Genomic DNA, 22,247 nt, shown 5'->3' with positions numbered 1-22,247 from the left:
ACGACAAGCATTTTACAGCAGATTTTATTTAGCATTTAAGGGCATACACTATTTGGCTTCCTTCCTCAGATGATCGAGCCATTTATTCACCAGTTCCATTACTTCTTTTAAATCTATATTGGGATAATATTTCTGTACATAGTCTGCAAACTGGGCTTTTGTTTTTTCATCTTCCCATTCCAGTACAGTAAGGCTTAACATTGGCCACTTCTTTGTTTGCTGCATAAAGCCGTATAGCGGCAGGTATGGCGGGGCATAATAAAACGAATTTTCTACCAATTCATCATATAGGGGCTTGTTAAAAGCCCTTTTCATATCCCGTACTACATCATAGACAATACGAAATCTGCTACCTTGCTGTACCATGACAGCAAATGCCGGCATTCCCTTATCTTGAAAAAAGACGTACATATAATCAATAAAACCTTCTTCCGTTACGTCACATAAATCTTTGCTATAGTAAGCGTATTCCTGTTTAAACAGGTCTAAAGAAAAATCCGGTAGGTTTTTGTCAACAATGAAATCAATTAATGTATTTTCTTTTTTAATAATATCTTCAATAGATGGCCCACCTGTCAGCCCCGCTACAGATAAAAAATACCGAGGTTTAGAAAACAGTTCAAAATAGTAGCTTTTAAAAAAGATTGTCTTTCTGTCAAATGTTACCTGTACATACAGTGGATAGGTAAGTTTTCCATGAAAGGACACTTGTTTAAGCCGGTCATTGAAATATGTTTTATAGCTAACCTTATAGGTTTTAGTCATTTTTAATCGCTTTTATGTTCGTTTGTATACAAAATGTATAACAATCAGTTTGTAGGCATTGTTTTACAGTTAAAATTGTATCAAAACATAGTAAATCGCATTAATACAAGTAAAGTTCAGTAAAATTTGCCATATTTTATAAAAAGTTTTGGTAAAACATAAATTAACAAAACAAATTTATTATATTAGCATAGAAGAGTATTCCCTTGCACAGGGATTTTGTGAACTTGATTAAAGCAGGAGGTGCAAATGGAAAAAATAAAGCCGGAAAAAGCGGTGGAAATGCTAAAACAAAAGGGGGTAGAAGTAACGGTAGAGCAGGCAGAAGTTATACTTGGATTTCTGCGCAAACTGGCTACAATTGTTGTGGTACAATACATAAAAGAAAGGCATAGAAAAGGCATATAACTAAATTTTAAAAAAAAATATTGATTATGGCAGAAAATGAAATTGATTTAAAAAAACTTGGATTTGAAAAATCGCTTGATCAGAGAAAATTTGAAATAGAAAACTTCTGGAAAAGAGGTTGGTTCTTTGGAGCGTTACTAGTTTTACTAGCGACAGGATATTTTAAATTGATTGTTGATAAAGAAGAATATTGCATCTACATCGCTTTTGTTGGATTTTTGGTTTCTTTTTTTCAGTCACTTATGAACAGGGGCAGTAAATATTGGCAAGAAAGGTGGGAAAGTAAAACAAAGAACAGTGAGTCAATTCTGAAAATTGATTTAACAAAAACTCAAAAATATGCTAAGGATGAGAAATATTACTTAGATGCAGGTATTCTTGGTAAAAATGAAAATCCGTTCACTAAAGCCCGGAGATTCTCTGTATCAAAGTTGACTATCTTAGTTTGGGACATTGTTACAATATCCTCGTTTTTCCTTTGGCTCAATAGTTGTCATTTTGATACTACCTCAAATATTAGGTGGAATGCGATTTTTTTTCATGCGGTAATCCTTATTTACATCATAGTATTTTTTTACAATGGAAAGGTTTATGAACCACTCACCAAGAAAAAAGGCCACCATCCAAATATTTCTCAAAATCAATATTACTTGGATAATGAAAGATATTGTAATAGTGAATTAGACCAAGATAATGGATGATGAAAGTATAGAAGAATAACAAATTGAATAAAACATGAAGATTGCTGATTTATACATCCGGGTAAGCACAGATGAACAGGCCGATAAAGGCTATTCACAGCGTAGCCAGGAAGAATTTTTACGCAGATACTGCGACATAAACGGTATATCCGTCCGCAAAGTGATTTTTGAAGATCATTCTGCCAAAACCTTCAACCGACCTGAATGGAAAAAATACCTGTTAGAACTAAAGAAGCATAAAGGGAAAGCTGATCTTGTGCTATTCCTTAAATGGGACAGGTTTAGCCGTAATGCCGGGGATGCCTACCAAATGATTAACACCCTTCGCAAATTAGGCGTAGAACCGCAAGCCATTGAACAGCCGCTGGATTTATCCATACCGGAAAATAAAATGATGCTGGCCTTTTATTTAGCAGCTCCCGAAGTAGAGAATGACAGAAGGGCTTTAAACGTTATTCACGGTATGCGCAGAGCGAGGAAAGAGGGGCGTTATATGGGTTTGGCTCCGATCGGATATGTAAATAAAACAGATGAAGCGGGAAGAAAGTATATAGAACCCAAGGAACCGCAAGCGGGAATTATCCGGTGGGCATTTGAACAAATAGCAGAAAGCGTATTTAATACGGAACAGGTATTTAAGTTGGCTAAAGAAAAAGGGTTTAAAGGGACTAAAAGCCTTTTCTGGTTTGCAATTCGTAACCCTGTCTATTGCGGAAAAATATTTATAGCCAAGTATAAAGAGGAAGAAGCCCGTTTTGTAAAAGGTCAACATGAACCTATTATTTCAGAGGCATTATATTATCAGGTGCAGGATGTACTGGATGGCCGAAAAAGGCATTATCGCCTCAAAGTAATGTCAAACGCTACGTTGCCCTTACGAGGCTTTCTTATCTGCCCTAAATGCAACAAATTGCTAACGGGAAGCGCATCTAAGGGCCATACAAAATACTATTCCTACTACCATTGCTTTGATGGCTGTAACAGCCGCTTTAGAGCTGATAATATAAATGACTTGTTTGTGCATGAACTTAAAAAGTACATTCCGCGCCCTGAAATGATAGACCTGTACAAAATAACATTATCAGAAGCATGGTACGAACAAACGAACCACCTGCAAGACGACCGTAAACAACTGTTGGCCGAAATAGGTAAGCAGGAAGAAAAGCTGTCTTATATCAGAGATTTACTTACCTCCAAGCAAATAGAGCCTGCGGACTTTCGAGACATGAAAACGGAATGTAGTAGCAAGTTAGAAAAACTGGAAGCAAAACTAAGCACCAATAACCACGACCAAGTTAATATTAGCGATCTGTTAGAAAAGGGGCTGAACAACCTTTTAAAACTGGATTATGTGTATGAAAACGGAGATATAGAGAAGAAGCGGGAAATAATTAGTTCGATGTATCCTGAAAAATTAAGTTTTGACGGATTTATACTTCGAACTACCCGCATCAATGAAGCGGTGCGCCTCATATACTCACTGGACAAAGATTTTGGCCTAAATAAAAACAGGACAAACGAGAATGAATCTCATTTGTCCTGTCAAGTCGGGGCGGCAGGATTCGAACCTGCGACCTCCTGCTCCCAAAGCAGGCGCGATACCGGGCTACGCTACGCCCCGTCTCCGACCTTTTGTAGCGGGATGCAAATGTAGGAAATTAAATCTCACAAAAACAAATCTTCTGAAAAAAATTTTGAAAAAATTTTAAACCCATTCTTCCAAACACGCTACCACATTACTTATTAACCGGACTGCCAGATAGTATATCCTTTACTGTTAGTCCGGGTAGTAAACGGAATACCGGGATATTAATCGCGTATTTGTTGCACAAATCTTTAATGGCATGGTCTATTTGCTCTGCGGAATATCGGGAGGAAAAATGTCCCAGGATAAGCTGTTCCACGCGGATGTGGCTCACCATTTCCATCACTTCCTCCAGTTTGCTGTGCTTATTTTTATGCGCTACCACTTTTACATCTCCTTCGCTGGCTAAGAAAGTGGCTTCATGTATCAGGATGCCCGATTGATCCCAGCGTTGCAGGTCTTTTACGGGAGTATCGCCAGAATAGCCTACCAGATTGGTTCTCACCTCCATGGTGGTGCTTTCTTTTCCTTTTTCCATAATGATTTGCTTCAGTGTGGCGGGGGGTAAAGTTGTCAGTTCCGGTTTTACTTTTTGTTTTACCTGCATCACTTTATAGCTCAGACTTCTGATAATATGGCTGTCGGTGGTTACATGTTCATTCCGGATGGGGATTACCACTACGTCATCTTTCACCCAAATTTCGTCACCGGGACCTACTGCCCGCCATTGTATACCGCTGGTGTGCGGATCAAATCTTTGCAGGAAATCGGCCATGGCGGGGAATGATTTGCTGTCGCGGGGATAGCAGATCACGGGGAAGCCATCGCGTGCGTTGAGCTGGTTCAATTGTACCAGACCTGTGAGGTGGTCCCGGTCGGCATGTGATATAAATACATAGTTAATTTTCCTGCTCTTTTGCAGTAAGGCCGATGTAAGCCCATCGCCTGCATCCATTAAAATCCCTAATTCTTCCAGCAGATACCAGGTGGAGAATAAGGCAGTGGAGTATCCTGATATGGTGATGCTCATCTTTCAGCTATTGTTACATTATGAAGATACATATATTTTACGAAAGCTCTACTATAAAGACTTACACAAAATCTGATCTGGTCAAAATACACAAAAGTGAATCTGTTTTAAATAATAATAAAGTTTGAATTTTACAGGCATAAAAATTCATATCTCATGGAAATTATTAACAGCACTATCGAAGACATTGACATTATCTTCAGCTTGTATGATGCCGGCACCATCCTGCAGAAAAAAGTAGCACAAAAGCATTGGCAGGGCTTTGACAGATCACTGATAGAAAATGAAATACGGGAAAAAAGATTATGGAAGATAATCGTGAACCAACAGGTCGTATGCGTTTTCTCTATTGCCTTTGAAGATCCGTTTATCTGGAAAGTGAAAGATAAAGACCCTTCCATATATATCCACCGGATAGCTACCCACCCTGACTTTCGTGGCAATGGCTACGTGAAGAAAATAGTGGATTGGTCTAAAAGCTATGCCACCGAACATCATAAACAATTTGTGAGAATGGATACCGGCAGTGGCAACGACAAACTAAACAACTACTATGTTAGTTGCGGGTTCAACTATCTTGGCGTGGTAGCTACCGGGGATGCACCGGAACTGCCGGCACACTATCGGGGCGGTACTTCCAGCCTGTTTGAAATAGCCTTGTAGTATCTCCGACGGAATTTCCTGTTTGATGGTTCTCTAAAACCACGGCTACTACCTGCTGCCTCCGTCAACAGGCAGTAGCTACCATCAAAATTTCACTTTCGCGTTTTTCCGGTTCACCTTCTTTTTTTTCCGGTTCATTTATTTTATCCCCCACTCAGCCACTGGTCCTGGTGATATTTGCCTTCTATTATATAAAAAATAATCAGATGGCAATGAGATATAAAACCGCTTACCTTACTATTTTACCCGGATTACTGATGGCAGTAGCCCTATATAGCTGTGGCAGCAACGCAGGAGCTGAAGCTGGAAACGCCGCTATGCCTGCACCTGAGCTGCCAGTGATTACACTGGATACCAGCAGCGCCATGACCAGCAGCCAATACGCGGCTTTGCTGGAAGGAAAAGTGAATGTAGATATACGGCCACAAGTAGATGGCTATCTCGATAAAATATTTATAGACGAAGGTAGCTTTGTAAAAGCCGGACAACCGCTTTTTCAAATCAACGACCGCCCTTACCGGGAGCAGCTGAATAAAGACATTGCCAACCTGCATGCCATGGAATCGGCTGTTACCACCGCCGAACTGGAAGCAGACAAAATAAGGCCACTGGTAACAAACAAAGTAGTGGCCGAAATGCAGCTAAAAACCGCCAATGCAGCAGTCCAAACCGCTAAAGCAAATGTAGAACAAGCCAAAGCCGCTGTGGCAGCCTCCCGCATCAATGTTGATTTCACCCTGGTGAAAGCCCCGGTAAGCGGATACATTGGCCGTATCCCCAAAAGAGTGGGTAACCTCGTGGGCAGAGCAGATGCCACACCACTGACCACCTTATCTGATATCAGCGAAGTATATGCGTACTTCTCTATGAGTGAAAATGATTTCATGAACTTCAGCAAAGGCGCTTCCGGCGCCAGCTTACAGCAACAGCTACGTCAGCTGCGCCCCGTTTCCCTGCAGCTTTCCAATGGAGATGAATTCCAGCAAAAAGGCCGCATTGAAATGGTAGATGGACAGTTTAATAAAACCACAGCAGCCATCAGCTTAAGAGCCACCTTCCCCAATCCCGGCGCAGTGCTGCGTTCCGGCAACACCGGTAAAGTGAAAATCGAACAACTCTACACCGGCGTAATACAGGTACCTCAAGCAGCTACCCTGGAAATGCAGGACAAAGTGTTTGTATATGAACTGGGCGACAGCAACGTGGTAAAACGCCGGATTATCCAACTGGCAGGTAGCAATGGCGATAATTTTATTGTAAAAGAAGGATTGAAACGCGGCGATAAAATTATCACTGCAGGCATAGAAACCCTGGTAGAAGGCACTGTTGTAACACCTGCCGGCACCAAACCCACACCCAAAAAGTAAGTGCGCAGCCCCCGCTGCACAAAATGATACTGAGTTATGCTGAATAAAATCATACAACGTCCCGTATTAGCTACGGTGATTTCTGTTATCCTGGTTATACTGGGACTGGTAGGCCTTTCCCGCCTGCCTATTACACAGTTTCCCGATATTGCGCCACCCAGCGTGGTAGTCAGCGCCTCTTTTCCTGGTGGTAATGCCGCTACAGTATTACGTTCTGTGGTAACACCACTGGAAGAAGCGATCAACGGCGTGGAAAACATGACCTATATTCAATCCAATGCCGGCAATGATGGTTTTGGTTCTGTTACCGTTTTCTTTAAGCTGGGCACCGATCCCGATCAGGCGGCCGTAAATGTACAAAACCGAGTGGCACAGGTAACCAGTCAGCTTCCTGCAGAAGTAGTGCAGGCAGGCGTTACCACCACCAAACAGCAGAGCGGCATGATTATGATCCTCGATATCCTCAGCGAGGACAAAGAGAAATATGATGAAGCTTTCCTGCAAAATTTCGCCAAGATCAACGTCATCCCGGAAATTAAACGTATCCCCGGCGTAGGACAGGCACAGATCTTCGGCGCCAAAGATTACGCCATGCGTATCTGGCTGAAGCCGGAACAGCTGTCGGCCTACAACGTTACGCCCACCGAAGTCATGAACGCCATCCGCGACCAGAGCCTCGAAGCGGCTCCCGGTAAATTTGGCGAAGGCACCAATGAACCATTGTCGTATGTGATCAACTACCAGGGTAAATTCAACAAGCCCGAACAGTTTGAAAAAATCGTGATCCGTGCCGCCGCAGATGGCTCCGTATTATACCTGAAAGACCTGGCCCGCATAGAGCTGGGATCTGCCAACTATACTACCGACAACAAGGTAAATGGTAAAGACGCCGTTACCATGGCCATTTTCCAGACCAATGGATCTAATGCCAACCAAATACAAACCAGCATACAGCAGGTAATGGATAATGCGTCCAAAACATTTCCCAAAGGCATTAAATACCAGGTGACCATGAGCACCAAAGAGCAGCTGGATGTGTCTATTGCGCAGGTGAAGTCAACGCTGATAGAAGCATTCATACTGGTATTCGTGATCGTATTCCTGTTTCTACAAGACTTCAGATCTACCCTGATTCCTGCTATAGCCGTTCCCGTGTCGCTGGTAGGTACCTTCTTCTTTTTGCAGATGATGGGCTTCTCTATCAACATGCTCACCTTGTTTGCCCTGGTACTGGCGATTGGTATTGTGGTAGATGATGCCATTGTAGTGGTAGAAGCGGTGCACAGTAAAATGGAACGTACGCACCTGCCTGCCAGAGCCGCTACGCTGTCGGCGATGAGTGAAATTACCGGCGCTATATTATCCATTACCATGGTGATGGCAGCGGTATTTCTTCCGGTAGGATTCATGGAAGGCCCTACAGGTGTATTTTACCGGCAGTTTGCGTTCACGCTGGCGATCGCCATTCTTATCTCGGCATTAAATGCCTTGACACTGAGTCCTGCGTTGTGCGCATTATTTTTGAAAAATACACATGCCGGGGAAGATGGCGCCAGCCATGATCCACAAGGATTCTCCCGCAGATTTTTCACGGCTTTCAATACCAGCTTCCAGGCGATGACCAGCAAATATACCCGTGGGGTAAAATGGCTGATCGCACATAAATGGGTAAGCCTCGGTGGCTTATTATTGATAACACTGGCTACCGGATGGTTGATGATGACTACTCCAAAAGGCTTTATCCCTAATGAAGACGGCAGCTTTGTGGCATACTCTTTATCACTCCCTCCCGGAGCGGGATTGGATCGTACTACCAAAGTTTTACATCAGGCAGACAGCATCCTTAAAAAGCTGCCGATGGTAGAATCTGAAACCAGTATCTCTGGTTATAATATCCTGAGTAATGGCGCCAGTCCGGCTTATGCGATGGGGTTTGTGAAACTGAAACCGATTAAAGAACGTGGCGAAGTACAACAAATTGATGATATCGTAGGCCTGCTGAACATGAAGTTAGGGGCCCTCAAAGAAGGTACTTTCAGTGTATTTACTTTCCCGACCGTACCAGGGTTTGGTACTTTCAACGGACTGGAAATGGTGTTACAGGACCGCACCGGCGGATCTATTGAAAAATTCAGTGAGGTGACAAATCGCTTTATTGGTGAAATGATGCAGACACCGGAAATAGGCGTAGCGTTTACTATGTTCAAAGCGGACTTCCCTCAGTATGAAATCATGGTAGATGCGGTGAAAGCCAAACAGCTGGGCGTAAGTGTGAGCGACCTGATGATGACCGTACAAACTTATTATGGTAGCAACCAGGCGAACGACTTTAACCGCTTTGGTAAATACTACCGTGTAATGGTGCAGGCCACTCCTGAATCGCGCAGTAATGCAGCCAGCCTGGAAGGAATTTTTGTTAAAAATGATCAGGGACAGATGGTACCTGTCAACAGTATCATTACGCTGAAAAAAGTATATGGACCGGAGATGATGAACCGCTATAATCTTTTTAATTCCATTGCCATTAATGCCATGCCGAAACCCGGACACAGCACCGGCGAGGCTATCAAAGCAGTGGAAAAACTGGCAGCCGCTAAACTGCCTGTAGGTTATAGTTACGAGTGGACAGGGTTAAGTAAAGAAGAAACTACTGCCGGCAACCAGATGATCATGATTTTTGCACTGGCTATCATTTTCGTGTACTTCCTGCTGGCCGCGCAATACGAAAGTTATTTGCTGCCACTGGCCGTATTGTTCTCCATTCCTACCGGTATACTTGGTGTGTTTGTAGCCATTTCGCTGGCTGGTATTGATAACAATATTTATGTACAGGTAGGACTGGTGATGCTGATAGGCCTGCTGGCTAAAAATGCCATCCTCATTGTGGAGTTTGCAGTACAACGTCGCAGTGCAGGGAAAACACTTTTGTCGGCAGCACTGGAAGCAGCGAAGCTAAGGTTGCGGCCTATCATCATGACATCGCTGGCTTTTGTGGCCGGACTGATTCCGCTGATGGTGGTAAAAGGGCCGTCTGCACTGGGTAACCATTCCATCAGTATTGGCACCGCCGGTGGTATGTTATCCGGCGTTATCCTTGGTGTGTTTATCATCCCGGTATTATTCGTGGTATTCCAGTTTTTACAGGAGAAGGTAAGCAGTAAAAAAATCACCACGATACCTGAACCGACGATGGCCGCTACCACCGTTTAATCATCATCTTCCAAAACAGAAAAAAAATGAATAAATATATCACACCGTTGCTGATGGTGGCAGGATTAAGCAGTATGATGATGGCCTGCCGGGTGGGTAAGGATTTCAGCAGACCCGACACCGCGCTGCCCACCCAATACCGCAGCGCTACGTTGCCGGCAGACAGCAACAATATTGGTTTACTACCGGCCAAAGCATTTTTCACCGATCCGGTACTGCAAACGCTGATCGATAGCGCCCTGGTTAAAAACTTTGATATACAGGTAGCCATCCGGAATGTTGCCATTGCCGCCCAAACGGTTAAAACAGCCCGTTTAGGCGCCTTGCCCGATCTGAGTCTACAAGTACAAGGCAATCGCAACTATCCCTCTAAAAACAGCTTAAATGGCTCTTTATCGCAGGAGTTCATGGGAACCAAATACATGGACGACTACAACGCCAACCTGGGATTGAGCTGGGAAGTAATGGCGTGGGGGAAAATCAACCGGCTGAAAGAAGCCGCCCTGGCCACTTACCTGCAAAGTACGGAGGCCTCCAAAGCGGTGCAAACAAAAATTGTGAGTGATGTGGCACAGGGATACTACAACCTGCTGATGCTGGATACCCAACAGGAAATTGCTGCCAAAAACCTGGCGCTGACAGACAGCACCTTGCAGATCATGCAACTACAATTTACCTCCGGGCAGATCACGACACTGGCCATTGAGCAAACGCAGGCGCAGCGGCAGGTAGCCGCCGCCCTGATTCCTAAAATAGCACAGGAAATTACGCTGCAGGAAAATGCCTTGCAACTGCTCACCGGTGCCTTACCGGGCGCCATTATCCGCCAGAGCCGCCTGGAATCCATTCGTTACAACCTCCCACTATCAGCCGGCGTGCCAGCAGCCCTGCTCACGCAACGGCCAGACGTACATGCCGCTGAACTGGCCGCGAAAGCAGCCAATGCCCGTACCGGCGTAGCCCGGGCCAACATGTACCCCGCACTGAATATCACCGCCAGCGCAGGCGTCAACTCATTTAAAGCCAGTAATTGGTTCAACATACCAGGCAGCCTTTTTGAAACAGTAGGCGGCAGCATTACTCAACCCATCTTCCAACGGAAAAAGTTAAAAACAGACTGGGAAATAGCGAAACTGGAAGAAGAAAAGTCAGTCATTGAGTTTAAACAATCTGTACTCACGGCTGTTGGAGAAGTATCTGATGCGTTGGTCCGGTTAGACAAGCTGCAAGCGCAGCACGCCATCACACAGATAAGGGTGGAACAGCTGCAAAGCGCCACCCACCATGCCGGCCTGCTGTTTCAAAGTGGTATGGCCACCTACCTGGAAGTACTTAATGCACAAAGCAACGTACTGCAAAGTGAACTGGATCTGGCAGCCCTGCAACGCGATCAGCTAAGCGCCGCCGTAGATCTTTACCGCTCACTGGGAGGAGGCTGGAAGTAGGAAGTACCACCGAATTATCTATATTTAAGCGTGGCTAAATACGCAGCATGAATCAATATCAAAAAAAACAAAACAGATTATTCAACAGGTATTACAGGATACTTATTATTCCCATTATATTCCTCCTGTATTACCTGCTGTCTTACCTGGTAAACCCCTTTAGCAAATACTGGGACGACTTGTCTACCCGGCCCTGGAATGAACTGCTCATCGAATGGCTGGTGCTGATGATCTTCTGTGGACTGGTAACAGAAATCAGCCTGCTATCTGCCAGGTGGATGGACAAACGAATTCCCTGGGAACAATGGCCGTTAAGGCGATTCATTGCACAGCTGTTTTGTCAGATCATCTCTGTATTCCTCTTATTAACGATACTCACCATTGTACTCAACCTCATTTTTGGTCCGGCACCAGAGCCGAAAGACAATGGCCCTGAAAAGCTGGATGAATGGCAGGTAGTGTTTGTATGCGTCATGGTATCTATTCTCCTCAGCGCCGTGCAAACAGGTAATTACCTGCTACAACGCTGGAAAACATCCATGCTGGAAGCTGCCGCCCTGAAACTCAAAGCGGCAGAACTGAAACAGATTGCCATGCAGGCAGAGTTACAGTCGCTGAAACTGCAGCTGGACCCACATTTCATGTTCAATAACTTCAGCACACTTTCTGCCCTTATTGAAGAAGATAAAAATACCGCACTCGCTTTCCTGGAAAATCTTTCCAGGGTATACCGGTATATGATTATTAATCTCCACAACGATATTATCACCCTGCGGGAAGAACTGAAATTCATACAGGCGTTCACGTACCTGATTAAAATCCGCCACGGCGATAACGTAGATATACAAATCACCATTCCGGAATCGAGCCAGTCAAAAGGTATTCCCCCCATAACATTGCAGCTGCTCATTGAAAATGCCATCAAGCATAATGTAGCCTCCACTGCACAACCACTACATATACACATTTACCTGGATGACACCCACCAGCTTATTGTCAGCAACAATATACAGCTCATCCCAACTAATATCCCATCTACCAAACTGGGGCTGGAAAATATCCGGAACCGGTATCGGTTGTTATCTGATCAGTACACCACCATCAAACAGGAGCATGGTCAATTTATGGTGATACTGCCTTTACTTGATTTTTAAAAAATAACTGTCATGCGTGTTGTAATTATTGAAGATGAAAAACCAAATGCGACCCGTTTAAAAAACATACTGCTGGACATTGCGCCAGACATCATTATAGAAGCGGTCCTTGATACAGTATCTGCCAGTGTGGCCTGGTTTAAACAACACCCACACCCGGACGTAGCCCTGATGGATATCCGTTTGGCCGATGGCTTATCGTTCGATATATTTCCACAGGTAACGCTTACCTGCCCCGTTATTTTCACCACCGCCTACGATGAATACGCCATCCGCGCCTTCAAAGTAAATAGTGTTGATTACCTTTTAAAACCCATTGAAAAAGACGATCTCCAGCAAGCACTGGAACGTATACACCAACAACCCGCACCAGCCGGACCTACTGAAATGGTACAACAACTGCTCGAGTTTTTCAAACAAAAAGAAGTGACTTATCGCAGCCGGTTTATGCTGCCTTTCCGCGACGGTTATAAAACCGTATTGGTAGCAGATGTAGACTATATCTTCTATGCCTTCAATGTTACTCATCTTGCCCTGAAAGACAAAACACAAGTCGCCCTCACGCATACCATGGACGAACTGGAAGAGCAGCTGGACCCTTCGCAGTTTTTCCGCGCCAACCGCCAGCATATCATCAATATCAGCAGCATTGATAATATCCAGCATTACTTTAACGGAAAACTGAAAATCTCACTTAAACGAGATCCGGAGAGAGAAGTATTGGTGAGTAAAGAGAAAGTTCCTTTGTTTAAGCAATGGCTGGATAAATAATTACCATTTGTGAAGAAGCGCCAACCCCAACGGTGAAAGCGTATATCCGGGATCGTGGCTAATGGTAAGCCCCAGGTTCTTTAGCTTTCTGACATTCAGCTTTAATACTTCTTTTTCCTCCCCGGTTTTGGCAGCCAGATCTGCCGCCTTCAGCTTTGGATAAGCTTTTATCAGCGTCAATAGCTGGATGGTCCATGGGCCTGTTTTACTATATTGATCCAGCCGGTTCAGCTTTGTGCGGAGTATTTCCAAAGCGTCGACGGTTAACGTGTCTTGCTCCCGTAAAGCGATACGGGGATCTTCTCCCTGGTAGGACACTGCTATTTTATAAATTTCGCCGTCAGGTACGGCTGTCAATAGTTTCAGCAGATCCTCCAATTGCAGATAGCCAGCTGCGATCGCCTCCTTTTGCGTAATGGCGGATAATTGTATCGTTTTCACTTTACCGATATTCACTACTCCGATGGTTGTTTTCATTTCGCTATGTTCCTTAACAGCCGGCTGCTTCCACTTGCGAAAAGCCAGTGTAATGCTACCTGTTTTTATTCCGTTAAGATGTACCTGTTTAAACAGCATATGAGGAGAAGATTATTTTACCAACAATGCTACTTACACAGCAAATTAATCATTTTCATTGGACTGGTGGTTACAAAAAACAGTCGCCGGATTGGATACTTTAGGCGGAAGAGCATCTAATTAACTAAATTCGCCTTTCATGCCGTTTTTTTTAAACACCATCACAATTAGAAAACGATGATCCTGCCCAAAGATAGAGACCCAAGATTTATCACCATAAGACGAGGTGGAACGCTAACAGATTCAAATCATCATTTACTGGCCCTATGGGCCGCTGATTGCGCAGCGCATGTATTGCATTTTTTCGAAGCAGTACGGCCTTCTGACCCTCGTCCACGATTGGCTATCGAGCAGATTCAGGCATGGGTGCGTGGTGAGATTAAAATGATGGAGTGCCGGGCTGCAGGTGGCCATGCTATGGCTGCAGCAAGAGATTTAAAAGGCGCTGCCAGAAATGCGGCTTATGCTGCAGGGCAAGCAGCTGTGACGGCGCACGTGGCAGCCCATGAACTTGGAGCGGCCGCCTATGCCATTAAAGCAGTGAAGGCATCTGTTAAAGAAAATGAGAAAGAAGAGATGGGCAAAAAAGAATGTCAATGGCAGCGTAATCAACTACCGGATGATATTCGCGAGCTTGTAATGGAGGATCAAAAACTTAGAAATCATATCTGTTGGTTTGCATTCAATTGCTGAGATTACCTATTTCCAGTATTCCGGAGATAACGGGATTCGGATCTGCGCAGATGGGGGATACCCACACTTGCTTAAACCATGTCTAAAATAGAAATCAGTTCGCTATTAATAAATCTAGCAATTTTACTTTTTAGTACTTAATACCCCTTGTCTGGTTGTAGATAATGTTCTTTTCTTCATAAGCAAATCTTACAATCGAAACACCTGAAACAAACGGGATGCTTTTAATTTCTTCACCCCTCAAATTTACGAAATGCATAAGGCCTTTATAGTCGTCACCTCCTGACGAGGTAAGGGTAGGAAAAACAATACAGTTATTGGCAAACAGTGGTGCGGACATTTCACCATAACCATATTCTACATTCTCCTCAAATGTCAGCTCCCAACTCTGCGTCTGATTCAATAGATTAAAGCACCTGACATGTATTGAATCCTTATCACACCTGTTAGTTACAATCAATTTATTATCATGGTAAATGCAGCCTCCTCTAATATATTCAGGCTTACAACCTGCGGGAGGTACCTGAACACTTACCTTTTTAAAAATCGCTCCATCTGTAGTGTTTATCGTATAGACATCAAACTTGGGGTAAGATAACGCCGCCAAAATTAGCTGGCCATTTTCAAAAAAAATTGCCTGTCCATCCCAGGCATTACCACCCCAATTTGTTTGCCATTGCAATGATCCATCAGCGATACTATAGCAAGTTACCTTAGCAGCTTCGAACAAATAAACCTGGTTATTTTCCACTTTCAGCCTGGTACTCGAATAATTACTTACGGCAGAGGACCACAAAGCTGAACCATCCGATATTCGATAAGCAGTCAAATACTTCTCACTATTTTTGCCCGTAGTAATAAGTATCACTTTATCAGCCGCCAATACAGGAGTAGTATTAAATATAGAGCCTACAGCATTGCTGTCTACATTATTTGACCATTTCACTGCGCCGGTATTCTTGTTAACACAATGCAGCTTAGCAGGAACTGAGGTCATGTATTCATAGCTGGAGGAAGTAAACAAAATCAGGCTGTCAGTTACCACGGGTTCTCTATATTGAATTCCGGTCGTCCCATACAACAACCAGCGAAATAACCACAACGTTCCTCCATTCTTTTTACTGTATGCAGCCACAGCACCGGTACTTCCAGTATAAAAAGCTGTAGAATCCAATAACATTGGGCTTCCTGATGATGCAAATAAATTACCGCTACTATTTTGCCACACCAGAGAGCTATCAACGGCATTTATTTTGTAAAGCGTTATACCGCCATCAATATATAAAACAGCTGAAGATAGACCAGGCCCGGTAGGTAATTCAGGCCCTGAAGGCAATGCAGTATCCGCTCCTGTTCCTCTCGGTACCGGTTGATTATTTTTAGCGCAACCGAATAAGTACACTATTCCTAATAAAAGTAATAATGAGCGAGTTCCAAGGAATGAATTCATAAAGTAATGCTTAGGTATATAGGATTGTAGCGTTGATATATAAAGAAAGGCAAATCTATCCAAATTCTGGAAAGTTTTAAAAATTTAGTGGAAGCTTGAAAAGCATAATAGCGAAAGGATCTTTATAATCGTCCTAACAGAAAATACCAATTCTGTCAATTGGCGGTTTCACCTCCATAGTGACGGGCGGTGCTATCGCTTTGAAGGATATAAACATAGTGGGGCATAACAAACTAATTCTAAGAAAAACAAAGAAGCCTACTCGTTTCCAGGTAGGCTTCTTTCTTAAGCCAGGATAATTGGACCGGGTTCGAACCTTTTAATCGAAGATTTGGCCAACGGCGTAGGGGTGAATGGCTGGTAATTGAGCCACTATGATCTTTAACCACGGGCCATAAGAAGCATAATAAAAACCGGAGATTGCCTCTTTGGTCGGCCCAGGTATTACCAGGCTCCGCTCCCGTAAGCAATGGCAATATCTCCATTGCTTCCATCGATAATAAAATTCAGCAACTTATAATTCAGCGCAAGAGGCCAAACAGGCATGTTTGGGTTTTTCATTTTAAAATATGGGATTACATTGAGCGTGCGGCTCGTTAAAAGTATTCCGTTAGAAGCATCAGTTACTTCAACTATATAATTGGGGATATATTCCAAAATTACATCTTCGCCCGGCTCGGGGGTTCCTGTTGGAACCACATCCATCATATTCGTTTCAAAAGGGTCGGCATACACCACTGCACCATTTGCTGATGGGCTGTTAATGTCTACCTCTTTGAGCAGTTTAACCTTATGCATTCCGATGGCTGCATCTTCTTTGGCAAGGTAAACTTTTACTTTGACTGCTGTAGTTGTCAGGGGCCCCTGAGTAGCTCTCTTATAGCCCATTTTCAAGAAAACATTTGAACGGTTGGTGGGCTCTGCCCCAGTGTATACGTTGGGAACCATTTCGTCGCCATTCATAATAAAATCGACCGTTTGCCCTTCCTTAAATGGCCCCGGAATTACCCGGGCAAGCGTAGTATCTTTATCATTGTTGTTTATTTTATACAATCGTAATGTATCAGAAAGATTGTTCTTCAATACATAATTATCATAATTAGGCGACATCCAGTCATGTTTATAGGTATAGTACCAGTTGGTCCCACTTGGGCTGCCATAAACGATCCTTACATTCAGCGTGGTATATTGATTAGCTATTTCATCATTCCAGATCAACATAGGCGAACCTATCGGTTTGGCAAGCATAAAAGTTTCATTCCCGGCAATGGTAATATTTGGTATAACATTCTCCGGCGTCTGGATACTGGTATCGAATTTTCCTTCATACCTGTTCAGGTTATTGCCCCGGGCCTGATAAAAACGAAACGTTCCGGTCATTTTATCTTTAGGAATATAGTTAATACCAAATGTCTGGATCAATTCGCCATTGAATGTGACCATGGGAGCAAAGTACTTACTCCAGTCTGTCATTTGTTGAAAAGAGAAGCTTGTATAACGCTCCTCGTCTTCCGGTTTGCTTATCATCCGCAACTCGTCACCCAAGGCTTGGCGAAAACGCAGTTCAGTGCCGGCTTTGATGATCACATTAAATACGACCGGCTTTTGCCGTACTCCAAGATAGATGGGTGTTATCACCAAGTCTCCATTTACAGCACCATTCGCGTCCAACATAGACTTGGAAATACCTGGATTGTCAGTATATGAAGGGTTGGTCTTTACTATTTTATATGTCATATCACCGAACCGCGCCTCATATTCATAATTAGGCGAGGAATAATCGATCTTAATACTAAACTGGATAAAATCTTTGTCGTACAGGCCGTTGTAATCTTTTGCACAGCCTGTGATCAGCAGTACGAGTATATATATTATTAATCTTTTCATCTTACATCTGTTTTTGGGACCTTTAAAAATTATAACTTATAGACAAAGAGTAGCTGGACCCTCTGTTGAACTTGCGGTTCACCCAGTCTTTCCCCTTGTTATAGTTCATATCATCGGTATAGGGTTTAAAATAATCCTGCTGGTCTGTAAGACAACCCTTTATAGGATGTTTGAATCCCATATTTCTATAAATAATAAAAGGCTGCGCCAGCAGATCGCTTACGTTGGCTTTCACCAGCATTCTGTTCTTCAGAAAGCGGGCACTCAGTTGAAGGTCTACAACATGCCTGGGCGCCAGGTATTCATCCTCAAATTCAGTGATAGAAGACCGCGTAAGCTTGCGCCCTGTAGTTCCATAATTGACGGAGGCTCCAAAACGGCCTCCTTCATAGCTAAGCGCGGCATTGATGGAATAAGGCACGAGATCCTGCAACGGCCGGTTACGCACAGAATCTTTACCGTACCCTTCTTCCTGCTGATATTCCACGTTCATTTTCATATACATGGCGTTACCTGAAACATAGATATTTTTAAACCATTTGGGAGCGGAGTTGATGAATCCGAGGGATTTACGCAGATTCAGTTCAAGTCCTTTTCCGGTAGCAGATTTCAGGTTCATTGGCCTGGCGACTAATCTGCCTGCACGCATACTGACATTCAATTCAATAGGATCCGTAAATTTCTTCACAAAACCGGTGATACTAATAATCTCGTCCGGTGATGGATACCATTCCACCCGCAAATCATAATTCTTGATATAGGTATTACGAAGGGAGTCGGTACCATAGGTTTTCATATTCTGTGCAATGTCGAAGTAAGTAGAGGAAGACAGCTCCCGGAAATCGAAGCGGGAAATGGTCTTGGAATAACTACCCCGCAGATTGAGTTTGCTGGTGAGGTTATAGATCACACTGGCCGATGGATACCAGTTGATCTCATCGTCTATACGGGAAGAGTCAATAAATCTACTGTTACCAATGTCCAATTGCACTCCGTCTGTAAAAAAATGAGAATCCTCGCGGCGCACACCTCCGGAAACATGTAGTTTGTTAAAGAAGCTAAAATCACCCTGGATGAAAGAAGATCTTATATTCAGTGATCCATTATAATAGTCTTCCACTGCATTTGGCATCTGTACGCTTAAATATCCCATATAATAATAGGAAGAGTCCAGGAATTTTTCTGGTGTAAGGAGATCCTCCAGGGAGGTGGTGTTTCCATTCCCGGGCTTATTAATACCAACATTTAAAACACTTTGTGTGTAATGGGCGTCGCGGAAACTACTCTGGTAACCAGCCTTGATCTTTTGCAAATTACCCAGTATTGTAAATGGCACTTCTACATCTGCACCATAATTCTTTTTCTTTTCGCTTAGTTTGCCCCTGAAGATATGGGAATACCCGCCATCCGTTACTCCCAGATAACCCCAGGACACGAAGGGATTATATCCATTATCATTATCTCCGTTAATAACATCCCCCCTTATATTGCGCTCATCCAATTGTTCCCTGGTTAAATCATTGTAATCGGCATACCAGGAAAAATTAACCCGGTCATGTAAAACCTTATGTGATCCCTCCAGCCGGGTTTGCAAAACCTGCGTGCGGCGTGGGTCATTGAAAAAAGTAACGTTCTTGGTTTCATTTTCTTTGCGGGACTGTTGATAATAACTGCCATTCACAAAGCGGTTATTGTACATATTCTTCCAACTGATCTTATTGCCACCGTTTTGCCAACCTATATTGGCCAGTACACTCACACCTGTTATAAAATTGAATCTTTTGGAGGCATAGAGCTTGGTGAAATTTTCGTCATTATTATATTGTTCGTTATCGGGATCCAGTTCAGTATCTGAACCATAATCTTCTGTAAGTTCTTCATGACGGTAACTGGCACCGGCAACAATACCGAAACGATTTTTCTTTACCGTAATAGGAATGCCTGCGCTGATCGAATAACTCTGGGTAGGAGCACCTGTGTACCGGTAAAGATTCCAATGGTTAGGCACCTTTGCATTCATTTGATTAGCTGCACCCAGGTTCTTAAATTTATTCGGCGGTGTATTGTAAGCATCTCCGGCAGTTATGTCGCTATACCACCGTGGATTCCAATCCCGCCCGAACCAATAGCGTTCTTTCGCATTACCCAACTGAAAATCCGAACGGTAGCGTTTACCTCCCCAGAAGTCTTTACCCGTGCTGTTTGTATTAAAACCAGTACCGAGGCCCAGGGTCAGAAACTTTTTATTGGGAATGGAAAGTGTGTTTACGCTAACTGAACCTCCGGCAAATTCTGCGGACATTTCTGGTATAAAGGTTTTTGCCACAACGATATTGTCAACCAGTGCTGTCGGGATCACATCGAAAGAAAAGTTCTTGCGGTTAGGTTCCGTGGAAGGCATTTCAGCTCCGTTAAGTTTTACATTGTTATAACGTTCGCTAAGGCCGCGGATGGTAACAAATTTTCCTTCACTGATTGTTACACCCGGCATACGGCGCAATGCCTGGGCAACGTTATTATCTGCGGTTCGCCCTATCTGGGCAGCCGAGACACCATCGGTCATCGATATGCTGGCTTTTTGCTGGGCATATAATGCGGCTACCCCCTCCTTTTTGGCGGATGCCTTTACCACCACAACGGCCAGTTGCCCTTTCCCTCCTTTCAGGGTAATATTGAGCGGGAAAGTTTCATTGTCTTTTACTTCAATCTTATTCACTTCTTTAGTACCATAGCCTAGATAACTAACCGCAGCCGTGTAGCTGCCTTGGGGTAAGGAAATACTGAAAGAACCATCTATACCGGAAGTAATGCCCTTATTACCGATTCGGATGGTAGCTCCTTGCAAGGGCTGCCCGTTTTCTTCATCAATGACCTTTCCGGTTACTTTGCCAGGGTTAGCAGCAGGATTCTTCTCTTCTCTTTTTACTTGTGGGAAAAGTATAATATTGGCACCTTCCAACTTGTACCCAAAGTGGTACTGGCCTAGCAGATGGTTCAATACTTCCGCAAGACTTTTCTGCTGATAGGAGGCATGGGCCACTACCACTTTATCTACCTGCTGCCGGTTGTATATAAAAGGGGTACCGGTTTGTTTTTCAATAGCCGCTAACACAGCGGTGAGCGGCGCATTTGTCATGTCCAGACTTATTTTACCGGATGATTGCGCTTGTCCCAACACGCCAAACAGCATACAGAAAATAGCTATTAGAAATGCGGACCTTCCAGCAAATGTCAATTTTGTCATATTTTTAGAGCGTTAATACACCTTCGGGTGCGTTGATATACTTTAAATGATGCGCCGGTTCGTTCTTCCAAAATTCACCGGCCGTTATCGCAGTAGGACCGGAGCCTTCGTGGTTCCGGTTTTTTTTACTTTTTGGTTGTCTATGTTTCCATGTGCTGCTGTTGATGCCATACTTTTAAATGATGAAATAATTGTTTACTCACAGCCCTTCCCATTCAGGTAAATACTGTCACTTTTAGTGGTATAGCTGAACCCATTGGTCAGGCTCAACTGTTGTAATATTTTCTCCAGCGGAAGATCATTAAAGATGGCCCTGTAGCGGCAACCTTTCATTTCAGGGTTGTTAAACACCAGTGTTTTTCCGTAACGCCTGCCCAGCTCTGCTGCCAGGTCTTTAAAGGAAATATCATTAAAGTCCATCCGGTTTTGCCGCCAGTCCATGGCTTCATAGGATTGAGTAGCGACGGCAGTTGTTTTTTCCTGCACATGATAGGTAAGCAGTTGATTGGGGAGCAGTGAATCCGGTCCTTTTCCATTGGCATTTACCTGTACTTTACCAGTTGCTACCAATACGCTTTGTATTTCTTCGCCTTTATAAGCCCGCACGTTAAAGGAGGTTCCCAGTACCCTGGTATGTATGTCCCCGCTATGCACCACAAAAGGTTGACTGGCATTTTTGGTGACCTTAAAGAAAGCCTCCCCTTCCAAACGGATTTCCCGGATACTATCAGAAAAAGAAAGCGGGTATTCTAAATGAGAACCTGCATTGATATATACAATGGAACTATCTGCCAGCATTATTTTTTGCTGCTGACCGGGTAATACATCTATTGATGCCCATTGTACCGGACTATGAGTGGTTGGATTATTTTGAAAAAACCAATAAGAATAAAGGCTGATGCCTGCAAGAACAGCGGCAGCCGCCATCCATTTTTTCCAACCAGTTTTCCGGTTGGCTGGCAAGGTATAAACCGGGGTGTTTACAGCGGGTTCAAAAGGAGGCAATGAGGGGGCTTCCCGCTTCCCCGCTTCGTAATCTCTGATCTTCTGGTGGGTGCGGTGTAAAAGGCTGCTGTTGTATCCCGGTTCACTGTCCGCCGTTTGCTGCCACATTTTTTTTGCTTCCTGAAATTCCTCCTTCAGTAGAGGAGCACTTTCCAGCATTCCGAAAAGTTTGTCCTTTTCGTATTCGCTTATTTCACCGCTCAGATATTTACTGGTCAGCAACCAGAACTCATTTTTATCAACCATGTTCATCCTGTATTTGTATATAGAATTAAAGAGCCTCCATATACATA

At 43.7% G+C, this 22,247-nt stretch carries 16 protein-coding genes, 1 tRNA gene and 1 pseudogene; 10 read left to right on the top strand and 8 right to left on the bottom strand.

Annotated features, from left to right (window positions below; all coding sequences use genetic code 11):
* Window positions 1-48: 48 nt before the first annotated feature.
* Window positions 49-765, bottom strand: a complete 717-nt coding sequence (locus tag AC1DFM_RS26090; RefSeq protein WP_477079706.1) for a hypothetical protein — start codon at window positions 763-765, stop codon at window positions 49-51.
* A gap of 249 nt (window positions 766-1,014) precedes the next feature.
* Between AC1DFM_RS26090 and AC1DFM_RS26085 the strand changes: the two genes are divergently transcribed.
* The 3 genes and pseudogenes from AC1DFM_RS26085 to AC1DFM_RS26075 form a co-directional block, all read left to right on the top strand.
* Window positions 1,015-1,173 (top strand): hypothetical protein, encoded by a 159-nt coding sequence (locus AC1DFM_RS26085; protein ID WP_169190225.1) that lies wholly within the window; start codon window positions 1,015-1,017, stop codon window positions 1,171-1,173.
* Between the two features lie 26 nt (window positions 1,174-1,199).
* Entirely contained in the window at window positions 1,200-1,874 is a 675-nt protein-coding gene (locus tag AC1DFM_RS26080; protein ID WP_477079705.1) for a RipA family octameric membrane protein, read from the top strand.
* Window positions 1,875-1,908: 34 nt separating this feature from the next.
* Window positions 1,909-2,691, top strand: a pseudogene (locus AC1DFM_RS26075) (recombinase family protein); the annotation flags it as partial.
* Between the two features lie 730 nt (window positions 2,692-3,421).
* On the opposite strand, the gene AC1DFM_RS26070 reads toward AC1DFM_RS26075, so the two are convergent.
* Both AC1DFM_RS26070 and AC1DFM_RS26065 read right to left on the bottom strand, forming a co-directional pair.
* A tRNA-Pro gene (locus tag AC1DFM_RS26070) sits at window positions 3,422-3,495 on the bottom strand.
* A 115-nt stretch (window positions 3,496-3,610) separates the two neighbouring features.
* The gene (locus tag AC1DFM_RS26065; RefSeq protein ID WP_477079704.1) at window positions 3,611-4,489 is read right to left on the bottom strand and encodes an MBL fold metallo-hydrolase; all 879 of its coding nucleotides are present in this window, start codon (window positions 4,487-4,489) and stop codon (window positions 3,611-3,613) included.
* 156 nt (window positions 4,490-4,645) lie between these two features.
* Here AC1DFM_RS26065 and AC1DFM_RS26060 point away from each other — a divergent pair, with 156 nt between their 5' ends.
* The 6 genes from AC1DFM_RS26060 to AC1DFM_RS26035 all read left to right on the top strand — a co-directional run bounded on the left by AC1DFM_RS26060 (window position 4,646) and on the right by AC1DFM_RS26035 (window position 13,099).
* Window positions 4,646-5,152, top strand: coding sequence for a GNAT family N-acetyltransferase (locus tag AC1DFM_RS26060; protein ID WP_477079703.1), 507 nt, complete (start codon window positions 4,646-4,648; stop codon window positions 5,150-5,152).
* 206 nt (window positions 5,153-5,358) lie between these two features.
* Entirely contained in the window at window positions 5,359-6,519 is a 1,161-nt protein-coding gene (locus AC1DFM_RS26055; protein ID WP_477079702.1) for an efflux RND transporter periplasmic adaptor subunit, read from the top strand.
* A gap of 36 nt (window positions 6,520-6,555) precedes the next feature.
* Window positions 6,556-9,729 (top strand): efflux RND transporter permease subunit, encoded by a 3,174-nt coding sequence (locus tag AC1DFM_RS26050; RefSeq protein WP_477079701.1) that lies wholly within the window; start codon window positions 6,556-6,558, stop codon window positions 9,727-9,729.
* 26 nt (window positions 9,730-9,755) lie between these two features.
* Window positions 9,756-11,174, top strand: coding sequence for an efflux transporter outer membrane subunit (locus AC1DFM_RS26045; protein WP_477079700.1), 1,419 nt, complete (start codon window positions 9,756-9,758; stop codon window positions 11,172-11,174).
* Between the two features lie 47 nt (window positions 11,175-11,221).
* Window positions 11,222-12,328 carry a sensor histidine kinase gene (locus AC1DFM_RS26040; RefSeq protein ID WP_477079699.1) on the top strand — a complete coding sequence of 369 codons (1,107 nt, stop codon included), beginning with the start codon at window positions 11,222-11,224 and terminating at the stop codon, window positions 12,326-12,328.
* A gap of 12 nt (window positions 12,329-12,340) precedes the next feature.
* Window positions 12,341-13,099 (top strand): LytR/AlgR family response regulator transcription factor, encoded by a 759-nt coding sequence (locus tag AC1DFM_RS26035; RefSeq protein ID WP_477079698.1) that lies wholly within the window; start codon window positions 12,341-12,343, stop codon window positions 13,097-13,099.
* Here AC1DFM_RS26035 and AC1DFM_RS26030 read toward each other — a convergent pair whose 3' ends face one another.
* Window positions 13,100-13,675 (bottom strand): hypothetical protein, encoded by a 576-nt coding sequence (locus AC1DFM_RS26030; RefSeq protein WP_477079697.1) that lies wholly within the window; start codon window positions 13,673-13,675, stop codon window positions 13,100-13,102. It abuts the gene before it with no gap.
* Between the two features lie 177 nt (window positions 13,676-13,852).
* Between AC1DFM_RS26030 and AC1DFM_RS26025 the strand changes: the two genes are divergently transcribed.
* Window positions 13,853-14,368: a putative immunity protein gene (locus tag AC1DFM_RS26025; protein WP_477079696.1), complete on the top strand. Its 516-nt coding sequence runs from the start codon at window positions 13,853-13,855 to the stop codon at window positions 14,366-14,368.
* A 130-nt stretch (window positions 14,369-14,498) separates the two neighbouring features.
* Here the strand turns inward: AC1DFM_RS26025 and AC1DFM_RS26020 are convergent, their stop codons facing one another.
* The 4 genes from AC1DFM_RS26020 to AC1DFM_RS26005 all read right to left on the bottom strand — a co-directional run bounded on the left by AC1DFM_RS26020 (window position 14,499) and on the right by AC1DFM_RS26005 (window position 22,200).
* Window positions 14,499-15,818, bottom strand: coding sequence for an outer membrane protein assembly factor BamB family protein (locus AC1DFM_RS26020; RefSeq protein WP_477079695.1), 1,320 nt, complete (start codon window positions 15,816-15,818; stop codon window positions 14,499-14,501).
* A 444-nt stretch (window positions 15,819-16,262) separates the two neighbouring features.
* Window positions 16,263-17,705 carry a hypothetical protein gene (locus AC1DFM_RS26015; RefSeq protein WP_477079694.1) on the bottom strand — a complete coding sequence of 481 codons (1,443 nt, stop codon included), beginning with the start codon at window positions 17,703-17,705 and terminating at the stop codon, window positions 16,263-16,265.
* Window positions 17,706-17,727: 22 nt separating this feature from the next.
* Complete coding sequence (locus AC1DFM_RS26010; protein WP_477079693.1) at window positions 17,728-20,949, bottom strand: TonB-dependent receptor; 3,222 nt, start codon at window positions 20,947-20,949, stop codon at window positions 17,728-17,730.
* Window positions 20,950-21,144: 195 nt separating this feature from the next.
* Entirely contained in the window at window positions 21,145-22,200 is a 1,056-nt protein-coding gene (locus AC1DFM_RS26005) for a FecR family protein (protein ID WP_477079692.1), read from the bottom strand.
* Between the last annotated feature and the right edge of the window lie 47 nt (window positions 22,201-22,247).

Source organism: Chitinophaga sp. 05T412, from assembly GCF_056396465.1.
Note: the sequence above shows the minus strand (reverse complement) of the source record. Positions and strands in the feature narration are given on the sequence as shown.

What these genes read in the sequence shown, in the direction of transcription:
- AC1DFM_RS26020 (WP_477079695.1), bottom strand. Translation starts at nt 15,818, where the DNA reads ATGAATTCATTCCTTGGAACTCGCTCATTATTACTTTTATTAGGAATA.
- AC1DFM_RS26015 (WP_477079694.1), bottom strand. Translation starts at nt 17,705, where the DNA reads ATGAAAAGATTAATAATATATATACTCGTACTGCTGATCACAGGCTGT.
- AC1DFM_RS26080 (WP_477079705.1), top strand. Translation starts at nt 1,200, where the DNA reads ATGGCAGAAAATGAAATTGATTTAAAAAAACTTGGATTTGAAAAATCG.
- AC1DFM_RS26035 (WP_477079698.1), top strand. Translation starts at nt 12,341, where the DNA reads ATGCGTGTTGTAATTATTGAAGATGAAAAACCAAATGCGACCCGTTTA.
- AC1DFM_RS26040 (WP_477079699.1), top strand. Translation starts at nt 11,222, where the DNA reads ATGAATCAATATCAAAAAAAACAAAACAGATTATTCAACAGGTATTAC.
- AC1DFM_RS26055 (WP_477079702.1), top strand. Translation starts at nt 5,359, where the DNA reads ATGGCAATGAGATATAAAACCGCTTACCTTACTATTTTACCCGGATTA.
- AC1DFM_RS26030 (WP_477079697.1), bottom strand. Translation starts at nt 13,675, where the DNA reads ATGCTGTTTAAACAGGTACATCTTAACGGAATAAAAACAGGTAGCATT.
- AC1DFM_RS26050 (WP_477079701.1), top strand. Translation starts at nt 6,556, where the DNA reads ATGCTGAATAAAATCATACAACGTCCCGTATTAGCTACGGTGATTTCT.
- AC1DFM_RS26085 (WP_169190225.1), top strand. Translation starts at nt 1,015, where the DNA reads ATGGAAAAAATAAAGCCGGAAAAAGCGGTGGAAATGCTAAAACAAAAG.
- AC1DFM_RS26010 (WP_477079693.1), bottom strand. Translation starts at nt 20,949, where the DNA reads ATGACAAAATTGACATTTGCTGGAAGGTCCGCATTTCTAATAGCTATT.
- AC1DFM_RS26065 (WP_477079704.1), bottom strand. Translation starts at nt 4,489, where the DNA reads ATGAGCATCACCATATCAGGATACTCCACTGCCTTATTCTCCACCTGG.
- AC1DFM_RS26090 (WP_477079706.1), bottom strand. Translation starts at nt 765, where the DNA reads ATGACTAAAACCTATAAGGTTAGCTATAAAACATATTTCAATGACCGG.
- AC1DFM_RS26060 (WP_477079703.1), top strand. Translation starts at nt 4,646, where the DNA reads ATGGAAATTATTAACAGCACTATCGAAGACATTGACATTATCTTCAGC.
- AC1DFM_RS26025 (WP_477079696.1), top strand. Translation starts at nt 13,853, where the DNA reads ATGATCCTGCCCAAAGATAGAGACCCAAGATTTATCACCATAAGACGA.
- AC1DFM_RS26045 (WP_477079700.1), top strand. Translation starts at nt 9,756, where the DNA reads ATGAATAAATATATCACACCGTTGCTGATGGTGGCAGGATTAAGCAGT.
- AC1DFM_RS26005 (WP_477079692.1), bottom strand. Translation starts at nt 22,200, where the DNA reads ATGGTTGATAAAAATGAGTTCTGGTTGCTGACCAGTAAATATCTGAGC.